Origin of the sequence: Kitasatospora sp. NBC_01300, from assembly GCF_041435235.1 — a bacterium.
Classification (GTDB): domain Bacteria; phylum Actinomycetota; class Actinomycetes; order Streptomycetales; family Streptomycetaceae; genus Kitasatospora.
In genome coordinates, this window is sequence record NZ_CP108408.1 from 2,932,656 (window position 1) to 2,949,308 (window position 16,653).

Annotated in this window: 14 protein-coding genes and 1 riboswitch; of the genes, 8 read left to right on the forward strand and 6 right to left on the reverse strand. The window is 71.8% G+C overall.

Going from position 1 to position 16,653, the window contains the following annotated elements; genetic code table 11:
- Positions 1 to 8: 8 nt before the first annotated feature.
- The 4 genes from OG556_RS12900 to OG556_RS12915 form a co-directional block, all read right to left on the reverse strand.
- Positions 9 to 1,460 carry a glycosyltransferase family 2 protein gene (locus OG556_RS12900; protein ID WP_063347871.1) on the reverse strand — a complete coding sequence of 484 codons (1,452 nt, stop codon included), beginning with the start codon at positions 1,458 to 1,460 and terminating at the stop codon, positions 9 to 11.
- A gap of 83 nt (positions 1,461 to 1,543) precedes the next feature.
- On the reverse strand, positions 1,544 to 2,467 hold the full coding sequence (locus tag OG556_RS12905; protein ID WP_371517181.1) for a hypothetical protein: 924 nt from the start codon (positions 2,465 to 2,467) through the stop codon (positions 1,544 to 1,546).
- A 182-nt stretch (positions 2,468 to 2,649) separates the two neighbouring features.
- The gene (locus tag OG556_RS12910) at positions 2,650 to 4,104 is read right to left on the reverse strand and encodes a glycoside hydrolase family 26 protein (protein ID WP_371517182.1); all 1,455 of its coding nucleotides are present in this window, start codon (positions 4,102 to 4,104) and stop codon (positions 2,650 to 2,652) included.
- A gap of 140 nt (positions 4,105 to 4,244) precedes the next feature.
- Positions 4,245 to 5,291, reverse strand: a complete 1,047-nt coding sequence (locus OG556_RS12915; RefSeq protein WP_371517183.1) for a hypothetical protein — start codon at positions 5,289 to 5,291, stop codon at positions 4,245 to 4,247.
- A gap of 443 nt (positions 5,292 to 5,734) precedes the next feature.
- Positions 5,735 to 5,877: riboswitch (cobalamin riboswitch) on the forward strand.
- A gap of 191 nt (positions 5,878 to 6,068) precedes the next feature.
- Here OG556_RS12915 and OG556_RS12920 point away from each other — a divergent pair.
- From OG556_RS12920 to OG556_RS12955, 8 genes are all read left to right on the forward strand, one after another.
- A complete protein-coding gene (locus OG556_RS12920; protein ID WP_371522681.1) occupies positions 6,069 to 8,480 on the forward strand; it encodes a ribonucleoside-diphosphate reductase subunit alpha in 2,412 nt (803 codons plus the stop codon).
- 20 nt (positions 8,481 to 8,500) lie between these two features.
- Positions 8,501 to 9,496: a ribonucleotide-diphosphate reductase subunit beta gene (locus OG556_RS12925; protein ID WP_079136257.1), complete on the forward strand. Its 996-nt coding sequence runs from the start codon at positions 8,501 to 8,503 to the stop codon at positions 9,494 to 9,496.
- A gap of 429 nt (positions 9,497 to 9,925) precedes the next feature.
- A complete protein-coding gene (locus OG556_RS12930; RefSeq protein WP_371517184.1) occupies positions 9,926 to 10,429 on the forward strand; it encodes a DUF6879 family protein in 504 nt (167 codons plus the stop codon).
- Positions 10,426 to 11,256 (forward strand): helix-turn-helix domain-containing protein, encoded by an 831-nt coding sequence (locus OG556_RS12935; protein WP_371517185.1) that lies wholly within the window; start codon positions 10,426 to 10,428, stop codon positions 11,254 to 11,256. Before OG556_RS12930 ends, OG556_RS12935 begins: the two co-directional genes overlap by 4 nt.
- Before the next feature lie 357 nt (positions 11,257 to 11,613).
- Complete coding sequence (locus OG556_RS12940) at positions 11,614 to 11,787, forward strand: hypothetical protein (protein ID WP_371517186.1); 174 nt, start codon at positions 11,614 to 11,616, stop codon at positions 11,785 to 11,787.
- A 93-nt stretch (positions 11,788 to 11,880) separates the two neighbouring features.
- Positions 11,881 to 12,117, forward strand: coding sequence for a DUF397 domain-containing protein (locus OG556_RS12945; RefSeq protein ID WP_371517187.1), 237 nt, complete (start codon positions 11,881 to 11,883; stop codon positions 12,115 to 12,117).
- Positions 12,118 to 12,193: 76 nt separating this feature from the next.
- Complete coding sequence (locus OG556_RS12950; RefSeq protein ID WP_371517188.1) at positions 12,194 to 12,613, forward strand: hypothetical protein; 420 nt, start codon at positions 12,194 to 12,196, stop codon at positions 12,611 to 12,613.
- A gap of 189 nt (positions 12,614 to 12,802) precedes the next feature.
- Entirely contained in the window at positions 12,803 to 13,084 is a 282-nt protein-coding gene (locus OG556_RS12955) for a hypothetical protein (protein WP_371517189.1), read from the forward strand.
- A 147-nt stretch (positions 13,085 to 13,231) separates the two neighbouring features.
- On the opposite strand, the gene OG556_RS12960 is transcribed toward OG556_RS12955, so the two are convergent.
- Positions 13,232 to 15,811, reverse strand: a complete 2,580-nt coding sequence (locus OG556_RS12960) for an ABC transporter permease (RefSeq protein ID WP_371517190.1) — start codon at positions 15,809 to 15,811, stop codon at positions 13,232 to 13,234.
- 30 nt (positions 15,812 to 15,841) lie between these two features.
- On the reverse strand, positions 15,842 to 16,600 hold the full coding sequence (locus tag OG556_RS12965; protein ID WP_371517191.1) for an ABC transporter ATP-binding protein: 759 nt from the start codon (positions 16,598 to 16,600) through the stop codon (positions 15,842 to 15,844).
- Positions 16,601 to 16,653: the final 53 nt, after the last annotated feature.

Sequence of the window (16,653 nt, forward strand, 5' to 3'; positions counted from 1 at the left end):
ACCTCCGATCAGGCCGGCTTGGCGATGACGACGAACTTGTTCTCCTCGCCCTTGAGGAACTTGATCAGCCCGCGCAGGCCGCCCCAGCCCTCCAGGAAGGAGAACAGCGGGATGGCCGCCACCACGACGATCGGCTCCCACCACTTGCGCCGGTGGTTCGCCGAGGCGACGACGTTCAGGCGCAGGCCCTCCCAGTACGTCCAGATGACGTAGGCGAAGTTGATCGACCAGACCAGCACCACGGACTGGGTGACCGGGGAGGTGTTCCAGGTGCCGGTGAACCAGGCGACCAGCAGCACCAGGCCGACGTGCTGGAGCGGACCGAGCACCCAGCTGACCATGCCCATCCCGATGAACAGCCGGTACCGCAGCGGGATCGTCCTGTTGAAGCAGAGCGCGACCAGGCCCCAGGCCCAGCGCTCGCGCTGCTTGAGGAAGTCCTTGACGCCGGCCGGCGAGGCGCCGTAGCAGCGCCCGTTGAACCAGTCGCTGCGGCCCGGGTAGCGCTGGCAGAAGTTCAGCGCCATCTGGGCGTCCTCGACGATGGTCTTCGGGCCGAAGTCCCAGCCGATGGTGGCCTCCACCGAGGAGCGCATCAGGAGCAGTTCGCCGTGCACGCCGGCGATCGGGGTGCCGGTGCCGGTCATCGCGCGGAAGCGGGCGATGTCGTCGGCCGGGCGGATCGCGTCGGCGAGCCAGGTGAAGGTGGAGACGGCGTTCTCCCGCGGGTACGTCAGGATGCCCTGCGCCATGTGCTTGGCGTCGTCCCCGGCCCGGCGCTGCCGGTTGACGAACTGCGCGACGGCGGCGGCGGTGTCCGGGCCGACGCCGGTGTCGTCGTCCATGTGCAGCACCCAGACGTCGTCCTCGGCCTCGCCCTCCTCGATCCGCAGCTCGTGCGAGTAGTGGTTGGCGCGGGCCTTGAACTTGGTGCCGTTGGCCGTCTCGTAGGCCTTCGGCACGGTCACCACCCGGATCAGCGGGTTGCGGGCGGCCAGCCCGTCGATCTTCTCGGCGGCCGCGCAGCCCTCCTCGGTGAGGACGTCCACCCGCATCCACGGGAAGTAGGCCGGCAGGTGCTCGACGTACGAGAGCACCGAGCGCTCCAGCGCCGGATAGGTGTCGTGGCGGCCGATGGTCGGCACCAGCACGATCAGGAAGTCGTCCTCGACCGGCACAGCCGGCGTCATCCGGCTCACCTGGCGCAGCCGGCGGCGGACCATCAGCACGCCCTGGAAGCCGATCAGGACGCCGAACACCGGCATCCCCCACAGGATGGTGATCGTCCAGCCGAGCGGGGTGGGGTTGGGCACGTAGGCCCAGACCGAGAAGGCGAAGATGACCGTGAAGGAGAAGTAGAACGGGAGGACCCGGGGCTTCCACGACATCTGTCGCTCGGCGAGCCGGGCGGCCTCGCGGGACGTGGTGAGCACCGTCCGTGCGGGGGCTGTCGATGGCATGGCGAAAGTCGCTCCTCGTCTGGTGTCCGGCCGATCCCTCGCAGGAGCCGGGTCGTTCGTGGGCGGTCCGGGGCTGCAGAGGTTCAGGCCTGCGGCGGGCGGTCCTGCGGCGGGCGGTCCGTCGGCGGGCGGTCGGCCGGGGGCACGACCGGGGGCACGACCGGGCCGGGGGCGACCGGACCGGGCGTCACCGGCGGCGCGGCGGGCCACGGCTGCTGGGCGAGCGTCGACGGGTGCGGGGCCGGCTGGGCGGACTGCTGCTGCTGCGCGTACGGCACCGGCTGCGAAGGCTGGGCCGGCGCCGGCTGCGGCCAGGCAGCGGGCTGCGACTGCGACTGCGGGGCCGGGGGCTGCTGCGGCCACGCGGGCTGCGGCTGCTGCTGGAACGGCGGCTGCGCCGGCCAGGCGGCCTGCTGCTGTTGCTGTTGTTGCTGCTGTTGCTGCGGCCAGGCGGGCTGGTGCTGGAACGGCGGCTGCTGGTACGGCTGCCGGCCCGGAGCCGGCTCGGCCGGGATCGTCTGCAGCAGCGACCAGTGCACCTGGCCGCCCGACGCCGCGGCGGCCTCCGGTGCCCGCTGCTCCCGCCACTTCAGCCGGACCAGCAGCAGGATCAGCGCCGCGGTGACGGCCACGCCGAGCGCGAAGGTCGCGAGCTTGAGCCCGCCCTCGGTGGTGCTGGTGAACCACTCCCGCTGCGGCTTGTCCAGCAGCGCGCCGGTCAGGCTGCGCACCCGGTTGTACCCCTCGACCAGCGCGACGCCGGCCGCGACCCCGAGCGCCCAGCCGCGCCCGCGCAGCAGCAGGATTCCCGAAAGCAGGTAGATCAGGCCGTAGTTGAGGCTGCCGGTCTCGGCGTCCACCGAGGTGCCGCCGTAGTAGAAGATGCCTTTGAGGTAGGTCGCGAACCCGACCTGGCCGAAGCAGTTGTACGCCGCCCAAGCGAGCAGCACCGCGCCCCAGCCGACGGCGATGCCGCCGGCCGCGCGCATCGCACGCGCCTGTCCCATCCCGCACCCCCGCCCCGCCGGGCCCGTCCCGGCGTCAGCCCCTCGGCTTCGCCGCCACAGGATGCCACACGGCACAACGGACACGGTATTCCAGCCGTTCAAGGGAATTCGGCGCTGTAGCGCACCTCACGGCGCCCGGTTCGACGGACCTGCGGGGCCGCTCGGCGGACGTGCGGAACGGCTCAACGAACGTGCAGGCCACCCCAGTCGACGTTCGCGCCGAACGGCCCGGCGCCGCCGGTGAGCGCCAGCGGGCTGTGGTAGGTGGCGTTGACGTCCGCGCCGGAGTTGCGCGGCTGATCCGGCGTCAGGTTGTCCGAGGTGAGCGACTGCCCCCAGACCGTCCAGATCGTCCAGGGCGTGCGCCGCAGCGTGTCCGGCTGGCGGGAGTTGACCGGGACGGCGAAGGACTCGGCCAGGATCCGCGGCTTGTCGTAGCCGGCGAGCCCGTCGTAGTACCGCTTGGTCCACACCTCGCCGGTGCCGATCGGGTGCGCGGGGCTGCCGCTGTAGTCGTCCACCCCGACCACGTCGACGTACTGCGAGCCCGGGTAGTAGTCCCACGGGTCCGCGCCGGGGGCTCCGTCCCAGGACACCGGCGTCCAGACGAACAGCAGGTTGTGCAGGCCCCTGGTCTCCACCAGGTAGCGGTAGGTGATCCGCCACAGCGCCTGGTAGTCGGCCGGCTTCTGGCCCGACCACCAGAACCTGCGGGAGCAGTCCTGCACGTTCATCTCGTGGTACGGGCGCAGCAGCACCGGCACGTCGTGGGCGGCCAGGTACTCCAGGTGGTCGGCCAGGTAGGACAGGTCGGTCATCAGCGCGCGGTACTCGGGCGTGTCGTGCGCGCTGTCGACGACCCGGCCGAACCAGCCCTTGTCCTTCGCGGCCGGGGAGTTCGAACAGAGCACCTGCTCGAAGGACTTGACGTCCGAACCGGGGTAGGGCTGGTGGAAGGACATGCCGACGATCCCGGCCGGCCCCCCGCCGTTGTCGGGCAGTTCGGTGGTGGTGCCGTCGCAGTTGCGCTGGACGCCGGCCGTGCCGTACGTGCCGTCGTCGGCGCGCGGGTGACCGGACCAGACGGCGGAGAGCAGGTCGACGGCGTCGTCGGTGTACTGCCAGCCGGGCCGGCAGGTGGGCCACCGGCCGGCCGAGTAGGAGCGCGGGTCGCCGACGCCCCAGCCGGTCTGGCCGTAGCCGGGGCCGAGGTCGGTCTCGACGAAGCCGGGCAGCTTGCCGGTGAGGTCGGCGGCCTTCTTGTAGTAGTAGCCGACCTGCTTGGTGCCGCGGTAGTCGCCGTACTCGGGGTTGTTGCGCTCGTTGTGCGCCTCGACGTGCTGGCCGATCACCGTCCCGCCGCTCTGCCCGGTGCGGGCCCGGCCCTCCAGGTCGGCGAGCAGCTGCTGGACGGCCCGGGCGTTCGGCGAGGCCTGCGGGTCCCGGGCGAGCAGGTCCCGGCCGACCTCCGGCGGCAGGGTGCGGCCGGGGAGGCCGACCGTCACCGGGACGCGGGCGGGCCGTTCGCCGTCGGCCCGGCCGTCGCGCTGCAACAGCGCCACGGCGCCCGCAGCCACCACGATCCCGGCCGCGGCCAGGACGGCGGGCTTGCCGCGCAGGGCTCTGGGCAGGGCCACGGACCGCTCCTCCGGTTGCTCGCCGGCACCGGCCCAGGCGGACACAACCGGAACACTCGTGCGAATGACTGCCCCGAGAGCCTGCCACACTCCCCCGGCACCGGCGAGCGAACCCGCCGGGGCCGGGGCGTCACGGCGGATCAGCCGGCCGCGGCGGCCCCCGGCGCACCCGGCGCGGCCGCGGCTGCGGCCTTGGCGCGCTGGAGCAGCTGGCCCTTCACGTGCTCGCCGAAGCCGGCGGCCGCCGCGGTGGCGGTGGCGTCGGCGGCGTCGCCGCCCTTCGCCGAGCCCTCGACCGTGAAGTAGGCGTACCGGCCCAGGGTGTTGTGCGTGTTGGTGCAGCCCGGGGTGGCGCAGAAGGCCGGCGCGCCCGGCGCGACGGCGCCCTTGAGGTGGCCGGTGTAGCTCTTCATCGAGGTCTCGGCCTGGATCTTGTGGTCGAAGACCGCCACACCGACGGTGACCGCGCTGTCGCCGGAGACGTAGGTCGCCCGGAGCACCTTCTGGCAGCCCTGGTCACCGAGGACCTTGCCGAGCCCGCCGGTCGTCGAGTTCCCGTCCCAGCAGGGCGAGTCCAGCGAGACGAAGGTCCGGTTCCAGGTGGCGCCGTTGACCGTCACCTGGAGCGCGGAGAACAGTGCCCCCGCGTCCTGCGGCGCCGGGTCGGTGGCGGCCTCCCAGATCGGCTTCGACGGGTCGTCCGGCGCGCCGCCCGGGGTGCCGGACGGGTTCCCGCCCGGGGTCGCGGCGGCACTGGGCGCGGCGCTCTGGGCGGCACCCGATGCGGCGGAGGACGGCCGGCTGGAGGCCGAGGTGACCGGCCCGGCGACCGGCTTGTCGTCGCCGCCCTTCGTCAGCAGCACCGCCCCGCCCGCGATCAGTCCGCCGACCACGACGACCCCGACCGCCACGCCGAGGGCCCGCAGCCGGCGGCGGCGCTTGCCGTCCGCCGCGTTGCGGTCCGCCAGCGCCTCCCAGTTCGGCTCGGAGCGCTGCGGCGCCTGGGGCTGCGGGTACGACTGCGGGTGCTGCTGGGGATGCGGCTGGGAGTGTGCCTGCGGGTGCTGCTGGGGGTACGCCTGGGGGTTCGGCTGCCACTGCTGCCCCGGCTGCGGCAGCGGAGGCTGCCCCGGCGGACCGGGCGGACCGGGCGGACCGGGCGGCGCCACCGGCGGCGCGGGCGGCACCGGAGGCCCGTACGAGGCCGGCGGCGGCCCGAAGCCCCCGCTCGGCGGCAACACCGGGCCGGGCACCACCGGCGGCTGCTGACCGTGCGCGCCCCCCGGCCCGGTGGGAGGCGTTCCCTGCGGACCCTGCCCGGGTGCGCCAGTTCCGTCGCTCACGCGCCCCCTCGCTTCGCTCGATGATCGCTTCGCGAAACGCGCCCCTCGGCGCTTCGCCCGCTCATGCGCCCAGATCGTAGGGCATGCCCCCGGCAACCGGTCCGCCCGGTGACCGTTCCGTATCGAAACCAGGACGACGGGGCCCGGAATCAGGGCGCCAGGGGCTCGGAATCGGGGCGCCGGGAGCCCGGATCCGAGGCGCCCCAAGGCCCCGACCCGCCTCCTCCCGGCACCCCCGGTTATCGCTCCGACACACCGCGCCGTACTACATGTGGGGTCGCATCAGAGAGACACCACTAGATGTATGCTCAATCCTGCTGTCGATGCAGGGGAACCCGGTGCGAATCCGGGACTGCCCCGCAGCGGTGAGCGGGCGGCTCCAGCAGCCGCACCGCGAGTCCGAGTACCTGCCGACGGTGTGCGCACGGGCCCTCCCGCAGAGGCCGCGCCAGCACGAGAACTACCTTCCGGGCCTCGCGGGCGGGCCGGGGACGCCACTGTCGCGCGACGCTTCCTGCGTACGTGCCGTGCTCCCCTGCCCCGAACGGCCCGGTACCCCCCGAGCACCACCGCCGATCGCCGCCAGGAGAGAGCGCCTTGACCACCGCTGCCTCAGCCACCCTGCCCGCCCAGGGCACCGGCCCCGCCCCCACCGACCCGACGGTCTCCGACCCCGGTGGCGCGCTCCTTCGGCTGCTCACCGACCGCAGCGTCGATCTCCCCCAGGTGGACCCCGGCCATGTCGCCGCCGCCGCGCTGCGCGGCCGCCACGCCGGCTCGGACTTCGCCGAGCTGCGCGGGCTGGCCGTGGACGCCGCCGCGTCGATGATCGCCGAGGACCCCCAGTACTCGAAGCTCGCCGCCCGGCTGCTCGCCCTGGAGATCGTCGACGAGGCGAACAGCCAGGGCTCGCGCTCCTTCGCCGCCTCGATCGCCGTCGGCCACGCCGAGGGCCTGATCGGCGACACCACCGCCGCCTTCGTCGCCAAGCACGCCGCCGCCCTGGACGCGCTGATCGACGCCCACGGCGACGACCGCTTCGAGTACTTCGGCCTGCGCACCGTGCAGTCCCGCTACCTGCTGCGCCACCCGATCACCCGCAAGGTCATCGAGACCCCGCAGCACTTCCTGCTCCGCGTCGCCTGCGGCCTGGCGGTCGGCGACAGCGAGCAGTCGGTGCGCGAGGTCGCCGAGCTGTACGGCCTGATGAGCCGGCTGGAGTACCTGACCTCCTCGCCGACCCTGTTCAACTCCGGCACCCGGCACCCGCAGATGTCGAGCTGCTACCTGCTCGACTCCCCGCTGGACAACCTGGACTCGATCTACAACCGCTACGCGCAGATCGCCCGGCTGTCCAAGCACGCCGGCGGCATCGGCCTGTCCTACTCGCGCATCCGCTCGCGCGGCAGCCTGATCCGCGGCACCAACGGCAAGTCCAACGGCATCGTCCCGTTCCTGCGCACCCTCGACTCCTCGGTCGCCGCCGTCAACCAGGGCGGCCGCCGCAAGGGCGCGGCCTGCGTCTACCTGGAGACCTGGCACGCCGACATCGAGGAGTTCCTGGAGCTCCGCGACAACACCGGCGAGGAGGCGCGGCGCACCCACAACCTCAACCTGGCGCACTGGATCCCGGACGAGTTCATGCGCCGGGTCAACGCCAACGAGGACTGGTCGCTGTTCTCCCCCGCCGACGTGCCCGAGCTCGTCGACCTGTGGGGCTCCGACTTCGACGAGGCCTACCGCAAGGCCGAGCTGGCCGGCAAGGCCGTGCGCACCATCCCCGCGCAGACCCTGTACGCCCGGATGATGCGCACCCTGGCGCAGACCGGCAACGGCTGGATGACCTTCAAGGACGCCTCCAACCGCGCCGCCAACCAGACCGCGCTCCCCGGCCGCACGGTGCACTCCTCGAACCTGTGCACCGAGATCCTCGAGGTCACGGACGACTCCGAGACCGCCGTCTGCAACCTCGGCTCGGTCAACCTCGGCGCCCACGTCGCCCCGGGGGCCTCCGTCGACGACCTGCTCGGCGCCATGGACTGGGAGCGCCTCGACGCCACCGTCCGCACCGCCGTGACGTTCCTCGACCGCGTGGTGGACATCAACTTCTACCCGACCACCGAGGCCGGCACCTCCAACTCCCGCTGGCGCCCGGTCGGCCTCGGCGTGATGGGCCTCCAGGACGTCTTCTTCAAGCTGCGGATCGACTTCGACTCCACCGAGGCCGCGCGGCTGTCCACCCTCATCGCCGAGCGCATCATGCTCACCGCGTACGAGCGCTCCGCCGACCTGGCCGAGCAGCTGGGCCGCCACGAGGCCTACGGCGAGACCCGCGCCGCCCGCGGCGAGCTGCACATCGACCACTTCCCGACGGCCGCCCCGCAGTGGGCCGACCGCTGGACCGCGCTGCGCGCCCGCATCGCCGAGACCGGCCTGCGCAACTCGCTGCTGCTGGCCATCGCGCCGACCGCGACCATCGCGTCCATCGCCGGCGTCTACGAGTGCATCGAGCCGCAGGTCTCCAACCTGTTCAAGCGCGAGACGCTGTCCGGCGAGTTCCTCCAGGTCAACCCGTACCTGGTGCGCGAGCTCAAGGAGCTCGGCGTCTGGGACCAGCAGACCCGCGACGCCCTGCGCGAGGCCAACGGCTCCGTCCAGGAGCTGGGCTGGCTGCCCGCCGAGGTCCGCTCGCTCTACCGCACCGCCTGGGAGCTGCCCCAGCGCGCGCTGATCGACCTGGCCGCGGCCCGCATGCCGTACCTCGACCAGAGCCAGTCGCTGAACCTGTTCATGGCGGCGCCGACCATCGGCAAGCTCAGCTCGATGTACGCCTACGCATGGAAGGTCGGTCTGAAGACCACCTACTACCTGCGCTCGCGCCCGGCGACCCGGATCGCCCAGGCCGCCTCCGGTACCGCCCGCGCCGCCGCGCCCGCGCCCGTGCCCGTGAACACCCCGACCCTCACCCCGGAGGAGGAGGCCGCGCTGGCCTGCTCCCTGGAGAACCCCGAGTCCTGCGAGGCCTGCCAGTGAGCACCCCCGACCGCGAGAAGATGCTGCTCGACCCCGGCTTCGAGCTGACCCTGCGCCCGATGCGCTACCCGTCGTTCTACGACCGGTACCGGGACGCGATCAAGAACACCTGGACCGTCGAGGAGGTGGACCTGCACTCCGACGTCGCCGACCTGGCCAAGCTCAGCGAGGGCGAGCGCCACCTCATCGGCCGCCTGGTCGCCTTCTTCGCCACCGGGGACTCGATCGTCTCCAACAACGTGGTGCTGAGCCTCTACAAGCACATCAACTCCCCGGAGGCGCGGCTGTACCTGTCGCGCCAGCTGTTCGAGGAGGCCGTGCACGTCCAGTTCTACCTGACGCTGCTCGACACCTACCTGCCCGACCCCGAGGACCGCAACGCGGCCTTCGCCGCGGTGGAGAACATCCCCTCCATCCGCCAGAAGGCGCAGTTCTGCTTCAAGTACATGAACGCCGTCGACCACATCGACTCGCTGCAGACCAAGGAGGACCGCCGCGCGTTCCTCCTGAACCTGATCTGCTTCGCGGCGTGCGTCGAGGGCCTTTTCTTCTACGGCGCGTTCGCGTACGTGTACTGGTTCCGCTCGCGCGGCCTGCTGCACGGCCTGGCCACCGGCACCAACTGGGTGTTTCGCGACGAGTCCATGCACATGGACTTCGCGATGTCGGTCGTCGACACGGTCCGCGAGGAGGAGCCCGACCTCTTCGACGACGAGATGGCCAAGCAGGTCACCGAGATGCTGGAAGAGGCCGTCGAGGCCGAGCTCCAGTTCGCCCAGGACCTGTGCGGCGACGGCCTCGCCGGCATGAACACCGACTCCATGCGCCAGTACCTGGAGGCCGTGGCCGACCAGCGCCTCGCCCGCCTCGGCCTGCCGATCCGCTACGGGTCCACCAACCCGTTCGGCTTCATGGAGCTCCAGAACGTCCAGGAGCTGACCAACTTCTTCGAGCGGCGCGTCTCCGCGTACCAGGTCGCCGTCGAAGGCTCCGTCGCCTTCGACGACGACTTCTAAACCGCTCAGCCACCCCAGAGGTGCCCCGCCCGGCCCACCGCCGCGCGGGGCACCTCTGTCCGTACCGCCCCGACCCCCCACCCCATCCCCCCGAACTCCCCCGCCCCCACCCGGCGTTCACACCGGTCGGGGCCAGCTGAACCACTTTCCCGTTCCGGAAAGATCGCGTTCTTGACCCTGCACCCAGAGAGCCGGGAGCATCGGCCAAGACAGGAACCACTGGCGACTGGAGGCACCTGATGCTGCGTTGGCTGGCTGGGGACGGGTCCTGCAAGAACGGGAATTGCCCCACTCTGTGGGGCGCCGAGAACGGGGACTACGTGGTCCAGGGTTACGCGATCACCGATCCTTCCCGTCTCGCGGAGTTGAACCTGCCCGACGGCGAGTCGGCGGTCGTGATCCCCGCTACGGTCCTGGAGGGATACTTTCGTGCTCAAAGGTGAAGACTTCGGCCGCCTCTTCGAAACGTTCGAACGAACGGCCTTCCGGCTCGAAACGCTGGCGGTCTACGACGTGGACGAGGAACGCGACGAGTTCGCCGACTTCCTCGCGGGCAAGGGGCTGCCACCCGAATCGTCCGACAACCCTTGGGTCCGCTCCATGACCGACCTGGGCAAGCAGGTGGCCCGGGTGCACGTCCTCCACTCGCCCCTGTCGGACTACCTCCGATACGAGTTGGCGTCGTACCCCGGCAACATCACGGCCGGCGAGTCGATCGGCATCATCGACACGGCTCGGCAGAAGGTGGCCGGACTACCCGACCACGACTTCTGGCTGTTCGATGACGCCCAAGTCTACCGGATGCACTACACGGATGCAGGGCAGTTCCTCGGAGCCGAACTCCTGCCCGACGAGTACCTGAGCGAGTACCAGCAGTACCGGGAGATCGCTCTGACGAACGCCGTGCCCTTCGGGGAGTACTCGGCGGCTTGAGCAGAGAACAGCACAAGGACTTGGGCAAAGCCCTGCGGGCGCTGCGGATCGCCTCGGACAAGACAGCCGAGACCATCGCCCGCAGGGCTTCCATGTCTCCGGCCAAACTTTCGAAGATCGAAAACGGCAAGACCCTGCCGAGCGTGCAGGACGTGGACCTCATTCTGACCGCGCTCGGCATATCAGGCGAAGCCAAAGCAGAGTTCCTGGAGGCAGCCCGCGGCGCGGCGACCGAAGAGGTCGCCTGGCGGGAACTCCGCCGGATGGGCCACTGGAAGCATCAGCACGCCATCAAAGCCATCGAAGCCCGAACAGGCCTTCTCCGACTCTTCCAGGGGCAGCTGATTCCTGGACTGCTCCAGAGCGCCGAATACGTCTCGGCTGTCTTCGCCTTGCACCCAGAGCTGCCGGAAGAAGCGAAGACGAAGACGATCGCAGCTCGACTGGAGCGCCAGGCCGTGTTGTACGAACGCCAGCGGCAGTTCCACTTCCTCATCTGTGAACACGTACTACGTTGGCGGATCTGCCCTCCTGCCGTCATGGCTACACAGCTCGATCGCCTGGTGTCACTGTCCCGGCTTCCCAACGTGACCATCGGGGCCATTCCCCTCGCCAGACGAATGCCGGACTTCCCAATGACATGCTTCAGCATGTATGACGATCGCCTGGTCATCGTGGAGACGTTCCATTCAGAGATCACCACTCACGATCCACGAGATGTCGACGCCTATCTGTCAAAATTCTCCGAATTCGACGCCGTAGCACTACACGGAGACGACATGCGCGCACTGGTCGAGGGGATCCGAGACGAGTTTCTTCGAGAATAGGAAGCCTGCGCCACAGGGTCTCTGCCGAGAGTCGATCCGCCCGACAGGAACCGACCTCAGAGGAACTTCGCGGCGCAGGAAGTCGGCCATTCCGACTTCCTGCGCCAGCGCTCGATGCGCCCACCTGGCCAGCGCAGAGCCGGGACGAAAGATGAATGCGTGCGCAGCTCGAAAGGATCCGATGCGAGTTCTTTCAGAGACAGGAAAGACGACGGGAACAGGCACCAATCCGCCGTAATTTGGTGACTCACCGAAACGATCCGCGAGTCACGGGAGTCCACCATGTCCGCTGCGGGTTTCACTCAACCGAGCAGCACGAACTGTCCGCAGAAGCGTCGCCGTACGCACGCGGAACTCATGGAGCGGATCGACAACAACCCGGTCCGGAAGGACCTGACGACCGGGTGCCTGGTCGAGATCGTGGGGGCGCAGAACGGCCGGGCGCTGGTCCGGCCGCTGTTCGAGCCGGACGCCCCGCCGCGCCAGGTGCCAGCCGACCAGCTCACCATGCGCATCAGCCTGTGGCGATGACAGATCAGCCCTCCCCTTGAATCTTCCGCCCAAGTCCTGGGCGGGGCGGGGCGGTTCCGTGCTGCCCCGAAGCGATACCGGAAGGTGCAGGCGATGACTGACCACAACCTGTACGAACTCGACCTCTCCCAGGTCGAGTTCAACCGTGCGTGCGGCGGCAACCAGGGCGGGGGTGACGGCGGCGAGTCGTGCGTGATCCTCGGCCTGGTCGAGCACGGCGTCTTCGCCCTCGGCGACAGCAAGCGTCCCGACCGCGAGCCGCTGCTGTTCACCGCCGAGGAGTTGAACCGCGCCGGGATCGACCCGGCGCGGTTCGGGCTGTCCGTCTGAAGTCCCCTGACAGCCCCGGCCGCCCGCAGTCCCCTGCGGGCGGCCGGGGCTTCAACGTCTCCGAGGAGAAGCACCGTTGCACTTCCACGGCTACGAGTGGGCCGGTGACGGCCGGCTGCTGGCGAAGGAGCCGGAGCGTCGTCCGATCGAGGCCGCGCGGTTCGGCCTCTCGGAGCTCCCGCCAATGATGACCGGCTGGTGGCTGCTGCGGCCGGCCGCCCAGATCCGGGGCACCTGGGAGACGGCGGCCGACGCGGCCGACTGGCTTGCGGCACGGTACGAGGAGCACACGCCCGGCGGTGATCCTTGGCTTCCCACCGGGGCACGGCGACTCCGCGCGATCGAGCAATTGGAGGGTGCCGCAGACGTGGTGTGGTCCCGCTGGGTGTCCGACAGCCGCTGGTCGGGCCACTACGTGATCGCGTGCCCCCACAAGACCCGGCCGGACATCCCGTGCCCGACCCGGCACACCGCCCGGCCGCCGGTCTCGGGCTGACCTGCCGCCCCGTCTGCGGGGGCCCGTCGGAGTCTCCGGCGGGCCCCCGGAACGGGTTCGGCGAGACCGGTCAATCTTCGCCGGGAAGGAACACCCAGATCGGGGCTCTCGTGACGACCCCGGTACCGGCCGGGCCGCGAGGGAGGACGCTGGTACCGGTCCCGCCCGCACCAGACTTCCGGAGGAACGGTGAGCGCAGCGCCCCTGCACGGCCACCACGACAGCCAGCAGCCGATCCCGCGGACCCAGGACGCCGTCGCCGCCGCTCTCCCGCCGGCACAGCGGATGGAGTTCTACCGGGAGATGGGCGAGGCCGACGACTCGACGATCGGCGGTGTCCTGCGGCGCTGGTGGCTGCGCACCCAGCTCTACCGCGACCCGGAGGGCGACCGCATCCACGCCGCCGTCCAGGCCGGCACCGCCCCGGGCACCCCCGCGTCCGCGGTCCTGCGCCGTCTCGGGGCCCGGTGAGCGGCCTTGTCCGACAGCCGCCGGTCCGGCCTCCGCATGGTCGTGTACCCCGACCGGGTCCGGCCGGACAGTCGGTGCCCGACCCGCCCCTGACGGTCCCCCGCCCGGCGCGGGCGCTGGGCGGGGACCGTCGGGCGGGCGGGGCGCTCACGCTGCCGCGACCGCTTCCAGGGGGCTGAGGGTGGCGGCCCGGCGGGCGGGGAGGGCGGCGGCGAGGGCGCCGATGGTGAGGGAGGCGAGGCAGAGGAGGGCCAGTGTCCCCCAGGGCACGGCCAGCGTGTACTGCTTGACCGCGCCGCCGGCCAGGGCGCCGACGGCCCAGGCGCCGAACAGGCCGCCGGCCAGGCCGAGCAGGGTGCCGAACGCCGCGACCGTCACGGCTTCCAGGCGGATCATCCGACGGATGCCCCCGCGGTCCATGCCGATGGCACGCAGGACGCCGATCTCGCGCGTCCGTTCGGTGACGGACATGGCCAGGGTGTTGACGATGCCGAGGGCGGAGATCACGACGCCGATGCCGAGGAGCCCGTACATCAGGGTCAGCAGGTCGCTCATCGTCCCCGCCGCTTCGCGGACCAGCTCGGCCCGGTCCTGCACCTTCAGCAGCGGGTTGTTGCCCACCGCCGCCCGCAGCCCCTCCCCGGACGCGCCGTCGCCCCGGACGAGGATCCGCTGGACGGAGCCGGGCTTGAAGCTGTGGTTCTGCACGTCGCCCCGGGCACCGACCGCGTCGTGGGCGGTGGGGTTGTCCTGGTAGACGCCCACGACGGTGTACCGCGTGAACTCCTCGCTCCGGCCGAGGCGGGCGTTGACCTGGGCCCCCGTGCTCACACCGGTCTCGCGGGCGACGCTGTTGGAGACGGCGATCCGGCCGGGCCCGAGGTCCTGCGCGGAGCCGCTCACGAAGTCGAGCTTCATCACCTGGCCGACGCCGCCCGGCTCCACGCCGCCCGACTTCACGTCGGCCGGGTCGATGCCGGAGATCTCGCGCACCTTGCCGCCGATGACCACGGTGGAGTCGGCGACCGCGCTCGCGCCGCGTACCCCGGGGGCGCCGGCCACCCGCTGGACGGCGGTCGGGTCGATGCCGGTCATGGTGTCGCCGGTGCTGATGACGTAGTCGGCCGCGAGCCCGTCCGCCGTCTGCCGGTCGAGGGCCTGCCCGGTGGAGTGGCCGATGGTAGCCAGTCCGCTGACCAGTGCCGTGCTGATCAGCAGCGTGGCGGCGGTCGCCGCCGTGCGCCGGGGGTCGCGCAGCGCGTTCTGCCGGGCCAGGAGGCCGGCGACGCCGAACCGCCGGGTGAGGCGGCCCGTCAGCCGGATCACCGGGACGGCGAGGGTCGGCGCCAGCACGATCAGGGCGACGACCAGGACCCCGCAGCCGAGCATCGCGCTGCGCAGGTTCGCCTCGGAGGCGTCCTCGGCCGAACCCGCGAGCGCGACCAGCAGGCCGATGCCGAGCGCGAGCAGCCCCACCCCGGCGGTCGGACGCAGCCACGAGCGCCCGCCCGGCTGCACGGCGGCCGCCGCCCGCAGCGCCTCGATCGGCGCGATCCGCGCCGCCCTGCGCGACGGCAGCCAGGCGGCCGGCACCGTCACCCCGACCCCGACGAACAGGGCCGCCGCCACCGGCCGGGGCCCGATGACCAGCGGGCCCTTCGGCACCTGGTTCCCGTCACCGCTCAGCAGCCCGGGCAGCACGGCCGCGATGCCGAGCCCGAGGGCGAACCCCGCCGCCGACGCGACGACCCCGACCAGCGCTGCTTCGGCCAGCAGCGAGCGCACCACCTGGCGCCGCGTCGCGCCCACCGCCCGCAGCAGGGCGATCTCCCGGGTGCGCCGGGCGACGAGCATGGTGAAGGTGTTGACCACGAGGAACGAGCCGATGAACAGCGACACCCCGGCGAAGACCATCGGCAGCTTCTGGTAGCCCCGGGTCAACGTGCCGACGTAGATGGCCTGTTGGTTCGCCTGCGCCTGTCCGGTGGTGACCTCGGCGGTGCCGGGCGGCAGGACGGCGGCGATCCGCTCCGCCAGCTCGTACTGGCCGGTGCCCGGCCCGGCGGAGACCTCAAGGCTGGTGTCGTGCCCGGGAGTTGCGAACAGCCGCTGTGCGGTGGCCCGGTCGAACAGGGTGAGCGTGCCGCCGGCCGTGACCCGGGTGTCCCCGGTGGTGACGGTGCCGACCAGGCGCGCGGTGAGGACCGGGCCGTCGGTGGCGAGGGTGATCGTGTCGCCCACCCGGTACCGGCCGGCCGCCGCGGTGCCCCGGTCGACGGCGATCTCGTCGGCGCCGGCGGGGGCCCGCCCCTCGACCACGGGGTAGCGGGCGTCCTTGCCGTCGCGCCCCGGGACGTAGGCGGCCGCGAGGTTCGTCCCCCGCTTGACCCGCAGCGGTCGGCCGTCGGCCGCGTTCAACGTGGCGCTCCCGTCGACCGACGGCCGTACCGCCGCGACGCCGGGCACGTCGGCGAGCCGGCGCGCCAGCGCGTCCGTCAGCACGCTCGGTGCACTCGGCCGGTCGGGGGCGGCGGGAGACTCCTTCGCGGTGACGCTGACCGCGATGTCGGCGAAGGTGCGGGACGCGGCCGCCTGCTGGACGGCGGCGGTCGAGTCCGCGAAGACGAGGGTGCCGGAGACGAAGGCGACGCCGAGGCAGACCGCGAGGACGGTCATGAGCAGCCGGGCCTTGTGCGCCAGGACGTTGCGCAGGGCTGTGGTCAGCATGATCAGCTTTCGGAAGTGGCGGGTGCGGGGTCAGCCGGCGAAGGACTTCATGACGTCCAGCACCCGGTCCGGCGTCGGGTGCGCCATCTCGTCGACCAGCCGCCCGTCGGACAGGAACACCACCCGGTCCGCGTACCCGGCGGCCACCGGGTCGTGGGTCACCATGACCACCGTCTGCCCCAACTCCCTGACGGAGCCGCGCAGGAAGCCGAGCACCTCGCCCCCGGCCCGGGAGTCGAGGTTGCCGGTCGGCTCGTCGCCGAACACGATCGAGGGCCGCGCGACCAGCGCCCGGGCGACCGCCACGCGCTGCTGCTGCCCGCCGGACAGTTCGGCCGGCCGGTGGTCGAGGCGCTGGGAGAGCCCGACCATCGACACCACCCGGTCCAGCCACTGCCGGTCCGGCGTGCGCCCGGCCAGCGACAGCGGGAGCGTGATGTTCTCCAGCGCGGTCAGGGTGGGCAGCAGGTTGAACGCCTGGAAGATGAAGCCGACGCGGTCCCGCCGCAGCCGGGTGAGCTGCCGGTCGCCCAGGCCGCCCAGCTCCGTCGTGCCGATCCGCACCGACCCCGACGTGGGGGTGTCGAGCCCGGCCGCGCAGTGCATCAGGGTGGACTTGCCGCAGCCGGACGGGCCCATGATCGCGGTGAACTCGCCCTCCCGGAAGGCCACGCTGACCCGGTCCAGGGCGGTGACCCGGGTGTCGCCGCTCCCGTAGGTCTTCGTCAGGTCGACGACGGCGGCCGCGACCCCGGGGGTCGTTTGCAGGGCAAGGGGGTTGGCGATCACGGGAGGGGCTCCTGTCCGAAGGCGCGGGTCAAGGTGCGGGTCGGTGCACTTCG